The sequence below is a fragment of the Niallia taxi genome, from assembly GCF_004005475.1.
GTDB lineage: Bacteria > Bacillota > Bacilli > Bacillales > Cytobacillaceae > Niallia > Niallia taxi.
Map to the genome: position 1 here is coordinate 273,874 of NZ_RZTZ01000005.1, position 14,695 is coordinate 288,568.

8 protein-coding genes are annotated in these 14,695 nt (G+C 39.6%); 3 read left to right on the forward strand and 5 right to left on the reverse strand.

Annotated features, from left to right (window positions below; translation table 11 throughout):
- Window positions 1-32 precede the first annotated feature (32 nt).
- The gene (locus tag EM808_RS15100) at window positions 33-470 is read right to left on the reverse strand and encodes a YwpF-like family protein (protein ID WP_127739029.1); all 438 of its coding nucleotides are present in this window, start codon (window positions 468-470) and stop codon (window positions 33-35) included.
- A 395-nt stretch (window positions 471-865) separates the two neighbouring features.
- Between EM808_RS15100 and EM808_RS15105 the strand changes: the two genes are divergently transcribed.
- Entirely contained in the window at window positions 866-4,660 is a 3,795-nt protein-coding gene (locus EM808_RS15105) for a S8 family serine peptidase (protein WP_127739030.1), read from the forward strand.
- A gap of 105 nt (window positions 4,661-4,765) precedes the next feature.
- Here EM808_RS15105 and EM808_RS15110 read toward each other — a convergent pair whose 3' ends face one another.
- The 4 genes from EM808_RS15110 to EM808_RS15125 all read right to left on the reverse strand — a co-directional run bounded on the left by EM808_RS15110 (window position 4,766) and on the right by EM808_RS15125 (window position 11,832).
- Window positions 4,766-7,591 carry a DEAD/DEAH box helicase gene (locus EM808_RS15110; RefSeq protein WP_127739031.1) on the reverse strand — a complete coding sequence of 942 codons (2,826 nt, stop codon included), beginning with the start codon at window positions 7,589-7,591 and terminating at the stop codon, window positions 4,766-4,768.
- Window positions 7,578-9,194, reverse strand: a complete 1,617-nt coding sequence (locus EM808_RS15115) for an SWIM zinc finger family protein (protein WP_127739032.1) — start codon at window positions 9,192-9,194, stop codon at window positions 7,578-7,580. Before EM808_RS15115 ends, EM808_RS15110 begins: the two co-directional genes overlap by 14 nt.
- A 213-nt stretch (window positions 9,195-9,407) precedes the next feature.
- The gene (locus tag EM808_RS15120; RefSeq protein WP_127739033.1) at window positions 9,408-10,475 is read right to left on the reverse strand and encodes a C40 family peptidase; all 1,068 of its coding nucleotides are present in this window, start codon (window positions 10,473-10,475) and stop codon (window positions 9,408-9,410) included.
- A 472-nt stretch (window positions 10,476-10,947) separates the two neighbouring features.
- Window positions 10,948-11,832: a helix-turn-helix domain-containing protein gene (locus EM808_RS15125; RefSeq protein WP_127739034.1), complete on the reverse strand. Its 885-nt coding sequence runs from the start codon at window positions 11,830-11,832 to the stop codon at window positions 10,948-10,950.
- Between the two features lie 485 nt (window positions 11,833-12,317).
- On the opposite strand from EM808_RS15125, the gene dcuS reads away from it, so the two are divergent.
- Window positions 12,318-13,916, forward strand: coding sequence for a DcuS/MalK family sensor histidine kinase (gene dcuS / locus EM808_RS15130; RefSeq protein WP_127739035.1), 1,599 nt, complete (start codon window positions 12,318-12,320; stop codon window positions 13,914-13,916).
- Entirely contained in the window at window positions 13,913-14,620 is a 708-nt protein-coding gene (locus EM808_RS15135) for a response regulator (RefSeq protein WP_127739036.1), read from the forward strand. Before dcuS ends, EM808_RS15135 begins: the two co-directional genes overlap by 4 nt.
- Window positions 14,621-14,695: the final 75 nt, after the last annotated feature.

The following is a 14,695-nucleotide window of genomic DNA, read 5'->3' on the forward strand; positions in this document are numbered from 1 at the left end:
TAGGCGCAGTCTACTTATGTAGACTGCTTTTTTTATTGCGGTTTCTTTTGAAGGAAAAGCTGTTGTTTGCTGTGCATCAATTCCTTAAACCTTTCAGACAGTGCTTTACCCTCATATCCGCTCTCAAGGAGATGATCGAGCAGCATCTCTGCATAATCCATACGGTTTCTTTTCAGACTTCCTTGGAGAAGCACGCTGATTGTGTCAGTAAATTTACTAATAGAATGAACAACAACTTCAAACGGTGCGGGGTCATTTTCCTTTTTAGATATTACAGCATGTACTAGCAGTTTCTGTCTAGTGTTTAGAGCATTTTCAAAGAAAGAATAATCAGGGTGATCCATATATAATTCAATTAGCCAATTGTGGTGGTCATCCTCTTTATTGATAATTAATCCGTCCAATATTGGTATTGCAGTTGCATTTTCACCTTGTAGCAATTGTATGGAGATAAGTTTGAATGTCTTCACTAGAAATGCCTCCCCCTCAAGTCAAAATCCTACTATTATTATAACTCAGTTTACCGCTCACTCCAAAGGACCCCTATTTTTCTTTTTCAGATTTTTGCAATTTAATGGCTTACTGTCAGGCTAGAATATTTGCGTCATTACTATATTGATAAATTATTTAACATTTATACCAATATAATTGCAGGAGCAGTTGGTAAAAAACTGTCATCCTATCATGCCTTACGTAGATATATGTCGAATGGCAGGGAATGGTGCGGTAAATTACAACTTTTATATCAGTATAATTATGACGACAAAAGGACTTTAGCCCCTTAATCGAGTGGAATAACTATGATAATTTTATATGGTGTCAATATATTCAGAAAATATAGAAATATCGGGAGGGGAACCTTGATATGCAAAAAGGAAAAATATTAGTTTTTGTCATCATGCTATTTATGTTATTTTCCAATAGCGTCTTAGCTGCTGGCATACCGAACAAGGTAGAAAGTACGAAGGGAAAAGACAATCAGCTTACTGTAAAAAAAATCAATGGCAGTGATGTGAAAGAGACATTTAAAGATACAGACACTGTCCGGGTTGTCGTTGAGATGACGACAGAGCCAACAGTTGATTATGCTCAAAAGCAGGCCAAGCAGGTGAAGGAGCTGCCAAAAGCGACAAAGAAAAAATTGAAAGAGGAGAAGCTAGCTGAGCAAAAGCAAGTAAAGCAAAAGGTGAAAAAGGAAAAAGTGAAATTCACAGAAAGAGAAAGCTTTACAACTGTCTTCAACGGGTTTAGTGGTGAAATGAAATATGGTGACATTAAAACAGTGGAAAAGCTGCCAGAAGTAGCAAAAGTACATATCGTCAACAAATATGAAAGACCAGAAGAAGAGACAGATATGGTATACAGCAAGGAGCTTGTGCAAGCACAAGAGGCTTGGCGTGATTATGGCTTTAAAGGAGAAGGAATGATTGTTGGTGTTATTGACACTGGCATTGATCCGAAGCATAAAGATATGATTCTGTCAGATGCCACAGAAGGAGAGCTGACGGAATCTGAAGTGAGCAAAGCAAAAACAGATAATGGGTTGCTTGGAGATTACTACACAGAAAAAGTGCCATATGGATACAATTATATGGATGAAAACAATATTATTCAGGATATTGCAGAGGGAGCGAGCATGCATGGAATGCATGTTTCTGGAACTGTCGGTGCAAATGGCGATGAAGAAAATGGCGGCATAAAGGGGATTGCTCCAGAAGCACAGCTTCTTGCTCTTAAAGTATTTGGTAATGATCCAAATATGCAGTCTACATGGGGAGATATTTATATTAAGGCAATCGATGACGCAATTATCCTCGGAGCAGATGTGATTAACATGAGCTTAGGCTCAACAGCAGGTTTTGTGTCAGAGGACTCACCAGAGCAGCAGGCAATCAGTAAAGCTGTTGATAACGGTATCCTCATGTCGATATCAGCAGGTAACTCTGCACATCTAGGCAGCGGCTTCGCTAATCCACTAAGCTCTAATCCAGACATCGGTGTTTCCGGTTCACCTGGCTTAAGCTATGACAGTCTTCAAGTCGCCTCAGTCGAAAACAGCTTTATGAAATTGGATGGCTTTAATTTCAAGGCTGGAGATGAAAATGGACAGGCTGCTTTTTTATCTGCAGGCAGTGTCCATCCGAATAATCTAAAACAGAAGGATTATGAGCTTTTCTATGCAGGGCTTGGAAAGCCTGAAAACTTTAACAGTGATGCGAAAGGAAAGTTCGCCCTTGTTCAACGGGGAGAAATAGGGTTTGTGGATAAAGCTATAAATGCCCAGAATGCTGGTGCTGCTGGGGTTATCATTTATAACAACACAGATGGGTTTGTTAGCATGGCAAGCGATCCGGTAATCAAAATTCCTCAGCTGTTCCTTCAGAAAACGGATGGTGATAAACTAGCAGCTGTGTTACAGAAAAATCAAGCTGTATCCATTAATTTTGATGGCAGTCAAGTGACAGCAGCTAATCCGGAGTCAGGGAAGATGAGTGCATTTACATCTTGGGGCTTAACGCCAAACCTTGATTTCAAACCAGAAATTACAGCACCTGGCGGACAGATTTATTCTACGTTAGAGAATAACCAATATGGCATGATGAGCGGAACTTCAATGGCTGCACCTCATGTATCTGGAGGATCTGCCCTAGTATTAGAAAGAGTAGACAATGAATTCGGGGTCACTGGCTTTGAACGTGTCCGAATCGCAAAGAACCTGTTAATGAATACAGCAGAGCCTGTAAAGGATATTGGCACAGTAAACAGTGCGTTTGAATGGGACAACCCGTATTCCCCACGCAGACAGGGAGCAGGACTAATGCAGCTGCATTCTGCCCTTCAATCTCCTGTAATGATAACTGAAAATAAAACAAAAGAGGCAAAGGTGTCACTGAAAGAGGTAGGTAACAAGTTCAGCTTTACATTAAATGTCGAGAACTTTAGCGATAGTGCTGTGAATTATGATGTGACAGCTAATCTGCAAACAGATTTTGCTGCATATGGTGAGCTTGGATACAATACAGATGAGCTAGAGGCACAAAACATTATTGATGGAAGCATTCTGATTGACGGAAAAAAAGAAAAAACAGTGAAAGTCGGAGCAAACAAAAGCAAAAAAATCAAGGTGACAGTCGATTTGAGCAAAGCAAAAGTGGTAGAGCCATCATTGACAGGGGATTTTGAGACACCTGTTGATATTGATGACGTTTTTGAAAATGGCTATTTTGCTGAAGGTTTTGTGACATTCACAGACCCGACAGATACAAATGCAGACTTACATGTTCCTTATGTAGGTTTCAAAGGTGATTGGAACAAGGCACCGATTCTTGATGGAATGAAATATGATACAGATTCCTTCTATGGTATGGGTGGGGCTGTATCTACAGATGGAGAAGATTTCTCTTACTTAGGATATGACCCTGTTAATGACAAGTTCACGGAGGATATCGCAATTTCTCCAAATGCAGACGGTACGCAGGACGATGTCATTCCAGTGCTTTCCTTCCTGCGCAATGCGAAAATCGCAGAGTTCTCGATTGTAGATAAAAACAAAAGGACGGTGCGCACTCTTCTCACAGAAGAAGAAGTGACAAAGGATTATTATGATGGTGGGAATGGAACAGCATACAAGTTAGACAGTGATTGGGCTTGGGACGGCAAAGTGAACAATAAGCTTACTGATGGTCAATACTATTATCGTATAAGTGCTACTATTGATTATCCTGGTGCTAAGCCGCAAGTTGTCGATATTCCAGTAAAGGTTGACACGAAGGCTCCTTCTGTCAAAGCGGAGCTGACAGAAAGCAATAAAGTGCTTGAAGTGGCAGCGGCCGATGAGAAAACTGGCTCTGGTATCGCTTATATCGACATTCAAAAGGATGGAAAAACGATATTAGAAAAACCGTTAAGCGCTGATGCAGCAAGCTATACATTACCAGAGGCATTGAGTCCTGGTGAAAAGCTAACAGTAATTGCCTATGATTACGCAGGAAATACAGCAGATACTGAATTAGAAGCAGTTGACACGAAAAAGGATACAACAATACCTGTTATATCTTTAAATGACCCAGAAGCACTTGGTGTCTTTAATACATTAAAGGTACCTTTCACAGGAACAATCAAGGATGAATCAGCTATCAAGGAATTCACCATTGCAGGGAAAAAAGTAGCAACAACGTTTAATCAGGAAAAGGGCTTGTACGAATTTAACAGTACAATGTCATTCAAGAGTGGTGTCCACTCCTTTGAAGTGAAGGCAATTGATGCAGCAGATAATACGGCAGTCTTCAAAAGAACCATTATGGTTGATAATGAAAAGCCATCGCTGCAATTAAGTGGATTACCATTAAACCGCATCGTAAAAGCAAACACCAAAAACGTATCAGTTGATGTTACAGTAAGGGATAACTTTGATGAGCTGAAGCTAACATTAAACGGCAGCCAGCTGTATGCGCAAAAATTCAAAGAGCCGTATGCGATGAGAAGTTTGCAGAAAAAGCTCAAAAAAGTTAAGCTTGAGCTTGAGCCAGGATTGAATGAATTCACTTTTGAAGCAACAGATCTTGGCGGGAATAAAACAGCCAAAACCGTTTATTTCTACAAGCTGGAGAAGACAGAAAAGCAATCGAATAAAACAGTCGTACCAGCAGATAAAGAATAATACAACAAACCCCGGAGTCAAGATATCTCCGGGGTTGTTTTGGTTAATAAACAGGGCTGATCGGTCCATTCCAGCGGACGTATTCTCACCTGGTGCTTTTAGCTTTTAGTTAAGGGAAACAAGATCCTTCAAATCATCTGTTGAAAGCTCTGTCAGCCAATTCTCATTTTGAATGATTTGATCATTCAATGTTTGTTTTTTCTCAAGCATAGCATCTATCTTTTCTTCCAATGTTCCCGTACAAATCATCTTATGAACATGAACAAATTTTGTTTGTCCGATTCTGTAGGCACGGTCTGTTGCCTGGTTTTCTACAGCAGGATTCCACCAGCGGTCATAATGAATAACATGGTTTGCTGCAGTTAGGTTCAGTCCTGTTCCGCCCGCCTTTAAGGAAAGGAGGAAGATTGGAAACTCATTGTTTTGAAATTGCTGTATGAGGTTATCCCTCGTGTTTTTCGGCACACTACCGTTTAAGAAAGGCACATCTACATTATATTTCTTCTTAATCATAGCCTGAATCATATGCCCCATCTCAATATACTGAGTGAAGATCAAACAGCTTTCCTTTTGCTCAAGAATTGCATCAACCAGTTCGGACAGCTTCTCCATTTTTGTGGAGCGGTCAACCAATTGAGCAGGATTCTCTTCCTTCAAGTAAAGGGCTGGATGGTTGCAAAGCTGCTTCAGCCTGCTCAGCATTTGCAGGACAAGCCCTTTTCGTTCAAAGCCTGTTAGCTGCTCTATTTTCACGAATGTATCGGAAACAAGCTGTTCGTATAATGCGGCCTGTTCTGGTGTTAAGCCACAATATTCCTTCTGCTCAAGCTTATCAGGCAGGTTAAGTGCAACCTCCTCATCCTTTTTCGTTCTTCTTAGCAGGAATGGGCGAATGAGAGATTGCAGCCGTTCAATTCTTTCCTTTTTATTATCCTTTTCAATAGGAATAACAAAGCGTTTTTGGAATTGTCCGATGCTGCCAAGATAGCCATGATTCGTAAAATCAAAAAGGGACCATAATTCATTTAATCTGTTCTCCATTGGCGTACCGGAGAGGGCAATATTATGCTTTGCCTTTAATTTACGGACAGCGCGTGATTGCTTTGTCTGCGAGTTTTTAATGTTTTGCGCTTCATCAATGGAAATCGAGCTCCACGTTACCTGTTCAAATTGATCAAAGTCAATATGGGATAGGCCATACGATGTCAAAACAACATCGTAATGTTGCAGCTTCTCTAGGAATTCCTCATCCTTCAAGCGATTCGATCCATAATGCAAATAGATTTTTAAGGACGGAGCAAATCGTTCAATTTCCTTTTGCCAATTTCCCAGAACAGAAGTCGGACAGATAATCAATGCAGGGGAATGCTCTTCTGTTTCTGTTTCCTTCACCTTCAGCAAGTAGGAAATGAGCTGAACGGTTTTGCCAAGTCCCATGTCATCTGCAAGAATCGCCCCGAATCCGTATTTACGCAAAAATAGCAGCCAGCTCATCCCAAGAATCTGGTAATTTCTTAATTCACCAAGGAACTTGCCTGGCACTTGTTCAAGGGGCAGGTTTTTGACTTCCTTTAATTGATGAATCATCGTTCGCCATTGTCTATTTAGCTCAATCTGGATTTTGGCAAATGCTTTCGGATTATCTAGCTCATCAACTGCGCCGTCCTCCTGTTGATTCAGCTCCTGCTCAATTAAGTCTCTTACATGAAGGCCTTCCTGTTCAGCCTTTTTTATGAGATCCTGAATTTGTCTAATGAAGGAAGGGTCAAGCTTAATCCAGCGGCCACGCACGAAGACAAGTCTGCGCTTTTCCTCGACCATTTGCTTGAATTCCTCTTCAGACAGGGTGACACCATTCATTGAAAAGCGCCAGTTATAATCGAGCATGGCCTGAAGCCCGACAAAGGAAGGGCGATGATTTGTCGTGGCAACCTTTGCTTTTACCTTCATGCTGGCACTTTTCATTGCTTGCCACCACGATGGGAGCAGAATATCAACTCCTAGAGCAAGTAATGTTTCACTGGCATCTGTCAGAAAGAGCCATGCTTCCTCCTCTGTGAGCTGATTTGTCATCCCGTTTTTCCCTTCAAGCCATGGGAAAAGGGAAATCCACCGAGCTTGCTCTTCTTCTATATAGCCTTCATATTCAAGCCATTTGGCTGGGATGCCCTGTTCTTCCATATCAATAACTTTATCAGGATTGCTTTTAGCTTTTAAAAATATATCGATATTCCACGTTTCATTTAGGTCAGCAGGCTCCACAAGCTTTATTCCTAATGTAAATGGATAAGGAGTGCTTTTAAGCCCCATCCACTCCTGCCAAGTTTCCTCTGTGAAATAGCGAGACAAACTGGCAGGAGATATATTTGCATTCCGCAATGCATTAATTTTCTCGCCAAACGCCTGCTTGCTTTCTTCATTTGCATTTAAGTATTCATCTAAGGAGTCATGGAACCATTTTTTAATAAATGTTAGGTTGCTGACTCCTTCCAATTCCTCCTGCAGTGTTTCTTCCCAGAAGGAATCAGTGAATTCCTCTGTAACACGATTAGGCAGTGCCCATTGGAAGGTGTCATTTTCCCAAGATTGGAAGTCAGGAATCCACTCTTTATTATAAATCGATTCAAACAGGCTTGGTGCAGCAGATAGGCAAACCTGCGCGGTGTCATTCCAATCCCATTCCAAATACCTGTTAAACCGTTCGTTTGCAAATAGTGTAACAAGCTGCCACGAATCGAGGGCGATTCCTTCAACACCATCGACAGTAACTGTGTTTAAAAATGTGCCATAGAAGCTTTCTTCATGATGTTGGAAAAGGAGATTTTTCCAGTAGCTTGGATATAGGTATTCGTGATCGGCCTCTCCAGTTAAGAAAAAACCGTTGGCTTTATAATAATGAACGTTGATTTTTAAATAATTATTCTTCAGCATGTATCAGTTTACCCTTTCTGCATTCTTCATGAAAGGCTCTTAAACGCTTCGTCCGTTCAAGCGTCATTGTTAAGAACAGCTCAAATTGCTGTTGTTTTTTCAGTTTTTTATAGATAGTTCGCAGTTTTTTCATCTGGCGGACAGCAATACGGTAATGATCTCTGCTCTTTTGTTCAATATGTTCTTGTATCGAACGGTGATAAAGGGAGAGCAGCAGCTGTTGATCATGCTCCTGCAATGTCTTTATTTGCTCCTTTGATAGCATGTCGATACCAAGCCCCATATATGTGTATAGGTCGATCCATTTATCAAACTGCTTTTGTTCATACAGGAAGTCCTCGTACTTTCTGTAGCTGTAAGGCAATGCTTGCATAAACAGGCGTTCTAAAATGTCCAGCCTATTTTTGGCATGACAAAATGGAGTGGCTGCCCTGATGCTCATACTTGTGAACTCATGGCAAAACTCAAATTCATTTTCCTGCTGCAAATAGCTTTTTATATGCTGGATAAATGGAGTTAAATAAAGCTCCAGCCTGTTCCATTCCCGTTTACTGTTTAAGATGTCGAGCCAGTACAGCATATATGGCATTATTTCCACTTGCAGCTCCTGAATACTATGTCCTGCCTTAGCATCTTCTCTAAGCAATACCTGCAAATGAACGGCAGCAACTTTTTCGGTGAAAATGGGGGACATAATTCCCTCCAGTTTACGCAGTTCATCTAGTCTCCATTGTTTTTTTGTAAACAGATTTGTCCATAATACCCGGTAAATTTGAATACTTTCAAAGGAAATTGTTTCGTGAATATATAGGATTTCTGTACTGTCATCTTTTAATTTTTCCAAAAACAAATCGAAGGAAAAGGGAAAGGTGAAATTGGCCAGCCTATTCAAATATTCCTGCACTCCTTGCAGAAGATCCTGGAATATATGACGATAATAGCGGTTGATGACTCCATCCGCATGATTTTTGTCCTTGCTCATGGAAAGAAACAGTTTAAATGTAATAACATGCCCGACTAAAAGGTATAAATATTTCCACTCATTCTGTTGAGGAGCGGCATTTTTTAGTTTACGCATATATATATAGTACGTTTCAGAAATGCCAGCAGGCCTATTACTGTTTTCTTCCATTAAAGTTTGGAAGGTATCTGTGAAGAATTCAACCCACTCTTGATAATCTGGTTCTTTGTTGGCTGGGTTCTTTAATAGGTCGCTTGCACGCATGAGCGGAAGGCTGCTCAAATCTACTGGTGCTTTTTTGGGCGGTTGTCGCCAATCAGACAGCCATGTAGACACTTTTCCTGCCTGACCAAGCACAGAAAAGAATAAAGCAAGCTGATGCCGGCAGTATCCTTCAGCGAAACATGTGCAGGTGCTCATAGAAATATCGTGAATGTTTAGCATAGCTTTCGCTGGGTTAACATCTTGAATAATTCCTGTTACTGTCTCATCGTCCAGCTTTACCTGTGACACGTAATTTTGCCGATATAGAAGCAGCCCTTTTTCTACAATTTTTTGTGTTAAGGGATCACTTGAATCAAGAGCTTCTTGAAAGTTCTTGGCACAATGGCTTAAATGCTCTAAATATTGTTCGTGCAGCAAAAGTAAATCCCTCCAGAAAATCAGCGAAACGGGTTACATGAAAAGCTGATTCTTATTTATGATAATCAAGAACTTGGCGTTCGTTTCTAAAAAAAAGTCCATTTAATAATTATAGCGTTTTTTTGAAGCAGATGGTAGGGAGGAGGTCGGAGAAAAATTGGATATAAACAAACAGACCAGCCTATCTGTAGGCTGGTCTAATGATTTTTCAAATTAGTATAGTCGCTTAAAGCTGACAAAGTGCTTCTTATAATAGGAATTGTCCAAGCTTGTTTTTCTTACACCGTCAGAGTCAGCATGTACAAACTGGTTATTGCCGATATAGACACCGACATGAGAAATTCCCTCTTTATATGTCCCCTCAAAGAAGACTAAATCCCCAACTGCAGGAACATTCACATAAAAGCTGCGATCATAATATCCCTGTGCAGATAGACGACTGATTGAATCACCAGTTTGATTAAATAAGTAGTAGATTAGTCCGCTGCAATCAAAACCAGCTGTTGTGGAGCCACCCCAGGCATATGGTATGCCTATTAAGCTGTTGGCTACAGATAGTAGGCTCTTGTTAGAGTTGCTGTTGTCCGAGATAAATTCTGGTTTGCTCGCATCCTCTTTTTCGACAGAGCTGCTTGTTTCAGTTAAGTTCCCTGTAACCTTTAATTTTTGACCTGGGAAAATAAGATCTGATGACAAATTATTCAACTGCTTTAGTTTTGCAACGGAAAGATTGTAGGATGAAGCTATTTTGCCTAAAGTATCTCCGCTTTTAATCGTGTATGTACCTGTAGCTACAGTTGTTGTGTTATCTTTAGTAGAAGAACTGCCTGAGTTTGATGAATTATTGTTGTTATTGTTTGAACCAGAGGAAGATGGTTTAGAAACAATAAGGACATCACCAGGATAAATGATAGTAGAATTGATGTTGTTCCATTGCTTTAATTCCCCTAAAGTAATAGAGAAATTGTTTGCAATTTTTATCAATGAATCTCCTGATACAATTTTATACGTTTTTGTGCTTGTACTTGCTGTCTGTTTGCTTGTTGTTGTGTTCTTGGATGATGTATCTGAATCTTTTACATTAAGTTTTTGGTTAATAAAGATTAAATCGGAGGACAAATTATTATCTGACTTCAATTGCTTTACAGTTGTGTTGTACTTGCCAGCAATTTTGCTTAGCGTATCGCCTTTCTTTACTACATAACTACTAGCCGAGGCGTGGACAGAAAAAGCAGTCGATAGAATAGCAGCAGTAGCAAAGACTGTGACTTTTTTCTTCATTTTTTTACACTCACTCCCAAATATTATGTTTATATAAAACTATCTTATCATAACATATCGGCCTATAGTACCCATTTCCATAGAAAAGTAGGCGGTTTCAAGTAAAAATAGGTAATTACTCATGGTATTTTAGAAGGTTGTTAGGGGGGATTAAAAAAAGAGTTCGTAATAGGGTATGAAGGTGTTTTATATAAAGAAATATTAGGCTTGTACGCAAGTATTGAAGTCTATATTAAAACGGAACTATTAAGCAACTATATTAATTGGTATTTTCGTGCTAAATACAATAAAGGAAATAGAAGTGGAATAAAACGGAGGACACTCGACTACTAAGAAGTAGATAGATTCTCGCAGGCGAAGACGAGGAGGCGAATCTTCCTCCCCGCGGAAAGTGAGTGTGCGAGCGCACAATAAAACGAACTTCAAAGTCAGATTAGTCGTTTTTTGGCATGGAATATTGTTTTATCCTAACCTACTCATTAGAATGCTCTTTCCAACCGTCTATCTTCTCTTGAATATATTCGGTATATCGGGTATCCTTTACTAATTGAAAAATTAGCAGAGCTTCTTTCATATAATTGCTGGCAAGGTTAAATTTCTCCTGCATTTCATAGTTAAATCCGATATGATAGTGAAAATGGGCAAGAAGATAAAGATTGTCCTTTTTAATCGCCCAATCAATTCCCTTTTTACAATAAGTGATGGAGGATTCATATTTATTTAATTCTGTCAGTGATTTAGCGATATTGAAGAAAAGTCTGCTTTTAATTGTAGCATCCTGCAGATGAGGAATTTTTTGCAACTGAGACAATGCCTTGCAATATATTTGCAATGCTTCCTCATTAAAACCTTCTTCATAATAAAAGATGCCTCTGCTGACGAAGATTTCTATTTCCTTTTCCGTAAAGACCTTGTCGAATGTTAAAGCTATGGCTTCATCAATAAGCTCAAGTGCCTTTTGAAAGTCGTGATCTACCTCATAAACATAGATAGCTTTGTGCCATAGAAGAATTTGATAGTGTTTCTTATTGCGGGTAAACAAAGGGTTTTTCTCTTCAGCTTCGACAATCTGCTTAATCGTCTCGTAGTCTGTATTTCGCCTTGCTGCTTTTAATTGTTCACTTGTTTCAATAACATAATCTAGTCTTGGAGTTGTGCCGATATCAAAGAAATAGTTCACGTCTATTCCTAATCTTTGCGAGATTAAGTATAATGTGGAAGAAAGCGGAAGGACCTCGCCTTTCTCTATTTTACTGATTTGCGCTTGTGTGCAGATGTTATGTGAAAGTTCCTTTTGTGAAAGTCCTACCTGTTTTCGCAATTCCTTAATTTTCTCTCCGACAGCTGAAAAATCCAATTCATCACTCCCTAAAAAAATATTCCTAAAGTTATATTTTTGTGCATCTGCATGTAAAAAAGCCTAAAAAAGAGGCTATATCACTTAAAATCAGTCATAATCACGAATACACCTATTTATATAATATGTTTTAATAGATTATATCGCAATATATTAAGAATATTTTGCTTTTTAGAGAAGTGCCACCCTACGCCTTCTTTAAGCAAGGAGCACTATATGCCTTAATTGAGCACTCTTAATAGAAGCTATTGTTTCTATTAAACCCCATTTATCTGTTTTACGAGTAGTCCTTTTATCTCCAATTTTCTGCCGTTTTCTTTCTGAGAGCGGTCTTTTTTTTGTTTGTTAAGGAAAAACCCCCACCCCACATCAATAGCTAACCTAATAATAAGTTCTCCCGCAAACTGCGTGAATTCTAAAGGCAATTTAATCCTAGCTGTTCTATCTGCTATAATAGGGAAAAAACTGTTGGGAGCATAATAACCATGAGAAAAAGATGGAGCCTGTTCGCTACCATTATGACACTTATCAGTGCTGTCGTCATTTTCTCTCTACTGATGACAGATATATTGATAAGCAATCTGCTGAATGATCATACCAAAAACAGCCTTGAGGAAAAGGCATTAATGATAGCCAGAGTTATGGCAAAAACAGAGCTTGTGCAGGATGCTCTTGAAGGAGACGAAGCTGCTCTTAAGAAGATCCAAGCTTATACAAGTGACATACAGGAGCAAAATGGAGTAGAATTTATCGTAATTCTAAATATGGACGGAATACGCTTAACACATCCAGATGTTCGGAAAATAGGTAAGAAATTTCAGGGCGGTGACGAGACTGAGGCAATGTCAGGAGAAGAGCACACAAGCACTTCAGAAGGAACCTTAGGAAAGTCTTTACGGGCGCTTACCCCGATTTTTTCAGATGATGGAACACAGATTGGCGTAGCAGCAGTTGGAATTTCGCTTGCGAAGGTAAATGAAGTAATGTCTGAAGGCAAATGGATTATTGTATATGGATCATTGCTTGGATTAATCGCAGGCATTGTTGGTGCCTACATACTGGCGAGCTATATTAAAAGAGTGATGTTTAACCTTGAACCGGCCGCTATTGCTAAGCTGCTTCAAGAAAGAAGCGCGGTCATTAATTCTGTCAGAGAGGGCATTATAGCAGTAGATATGCAAGGAAATATTACGCTTGTGAACCAGTCGGCCATCGATTATTTACAAAAGCTTGGTTTGAATACAAATCCAATCGGTTTACCAATAAGCAGCTATATTCCTTCCAAAGGACTTGATCGTGTTTTGGCAAAAGGAGAGGAGCAGCTTGATGAAGAGCTGACTATAAATGGCACAACCATTCTTGTTAACAGGGTGCCAGTTAAAGTCGATAAAAAAATAGTCGGCGCATTGTCCACCTTTAGAGACAAGACCGAAATAAAGAAGTTATCTGATCAGCTTTCAGGTGTAAAAACATATGCAGAAGCATTACGGGCACAATCCCATGAATTTATGAATCGTATGCAGGTTATCATCGGCATGCTTCATATGAAGAATTACGACAGACTCAAGGAATATCTTGATGATATTGTCGACCAGCAAAGCGGAGATATATCTGCGATTACAAGTAATATTAAAGATCCTGTTATAGCAGGACTTCTTCTCGGGAAGCTAAGCTATGCAAGGGAAAAGGGAGCAGTATTGAATATTAGTATTATGACAGTTGTTCCTGAATTAACCGCGGCAGTTTCATACGAAATTATTACGATACTAGGCAACTTATTGGATAATGCCTTAGATGCAGTTGAAAACAGTTCAACAAAGGAAATTGAATTAAAGTTTGCTAAGACCGGTGGAATGATTGAAATGATTGTAAAGGATACAGGTAAAGGGATAACAAAAGAGGAAGAGGCCCTTATCTTTGAAAAGGGCATTTCCTCTAAGGGAGTAAACCGTGGATACGGTCTTTATTTGGTCAGTGAGAGCTTGCGAAAGCTGCACGGAAAGATAGAGTTGGAAAGTGCTCCTGATGTAGGTACGATATTTAAAGCAAGTATCCCATATGTAAAGGAGGAAAACGGAAGGTGATTTCGGTATTGATTGTAGAAGATGATCCAATGGTGGCTGAATTTAACAAACAGTTCCTGCAAGAGCTGAATGGCTTTAAAATCGGCGGTGTTGCTAACAATGTGGATGATGCGATAGAGATAATAAAGAGGGAAAGCATCGATTTAGTACTACTTGATGTGTTCATGCCTGGAAAAAGCGGACTGGAGTTTCTTTCCTACATACGGGAACTGAACGAAAACATGGATGTCATCCTCATAACAGCCGCATCTGACATGGACCATATTCAAGCAGCGCTTCGCTTAGGAGCGGTCGATTATATCATTAAACCATTTAAATTCGAGCGTTTTAAGGAATCATTGATGAATTACGTCCAAAAGAAGGAATTTATGAAAGAGCAAACGAAGGTCAGCCAAAGTATATTAGATGAGCAAATTCTTAACCGTGACCAAAAGGGTGCAAGAGCAGAATTGCCAAAAGGCTTAACAAAAGAAACATTGAAGATTGTCTGGGAAGCAATCGAACTACAGCACGAGCAAGAGTTCACAACAGACATCATCGCAGACGAAACAAAGATATCAAGAGTTTCAGTAAGAAAATACCTTAATTTTCTTAACGAGCAGGATATCATTAAGGTAAGACTGACATATGGAAGCATCGGCAGACCAGTTAACGTTTATTATACGAACAAAAAAAGGATTGGCTGGCTTGAGCAGTTTTTGTGATTAGTAGGTGAAAGCAGTCTTAGTTGTCTGTTGGTAAGGCGAGGGGATATTGATTTCCGCTTTAGTGCTACGTTG

Excerpts from the sequence above, each read along its gene's own strand:
- EM808_RS15105 (WP_127739030.1), top strand. The coding sequence starts at position 866 with ATGCAAAAAGGAAAAATATTAGTTTTTGTCATCATGCTATTTATGTTA.
- EM808_RS15110 (WP_127739031.1), bottom strand. The coding sequence starts at position 7,591 with ATGCTGAAGAATAATTATTTAAAAATCAACGTTCATTATTATAAAGCC.
- EM808_RS15120 (WP_127739033.1), bottom strand. The coding sequence starts at position 10,475 with ATGAAGAAAAAAGTCACAGTCTTTGCTACTGCTGCTATTCTATCGACT.
- dcuS (WP_127739035.1), top strand. The coding sequence starts at position 12,318 with ATGAGAAAAAGATGGAGCCTGTTCGCTACCATTATGACACTTATCAGT.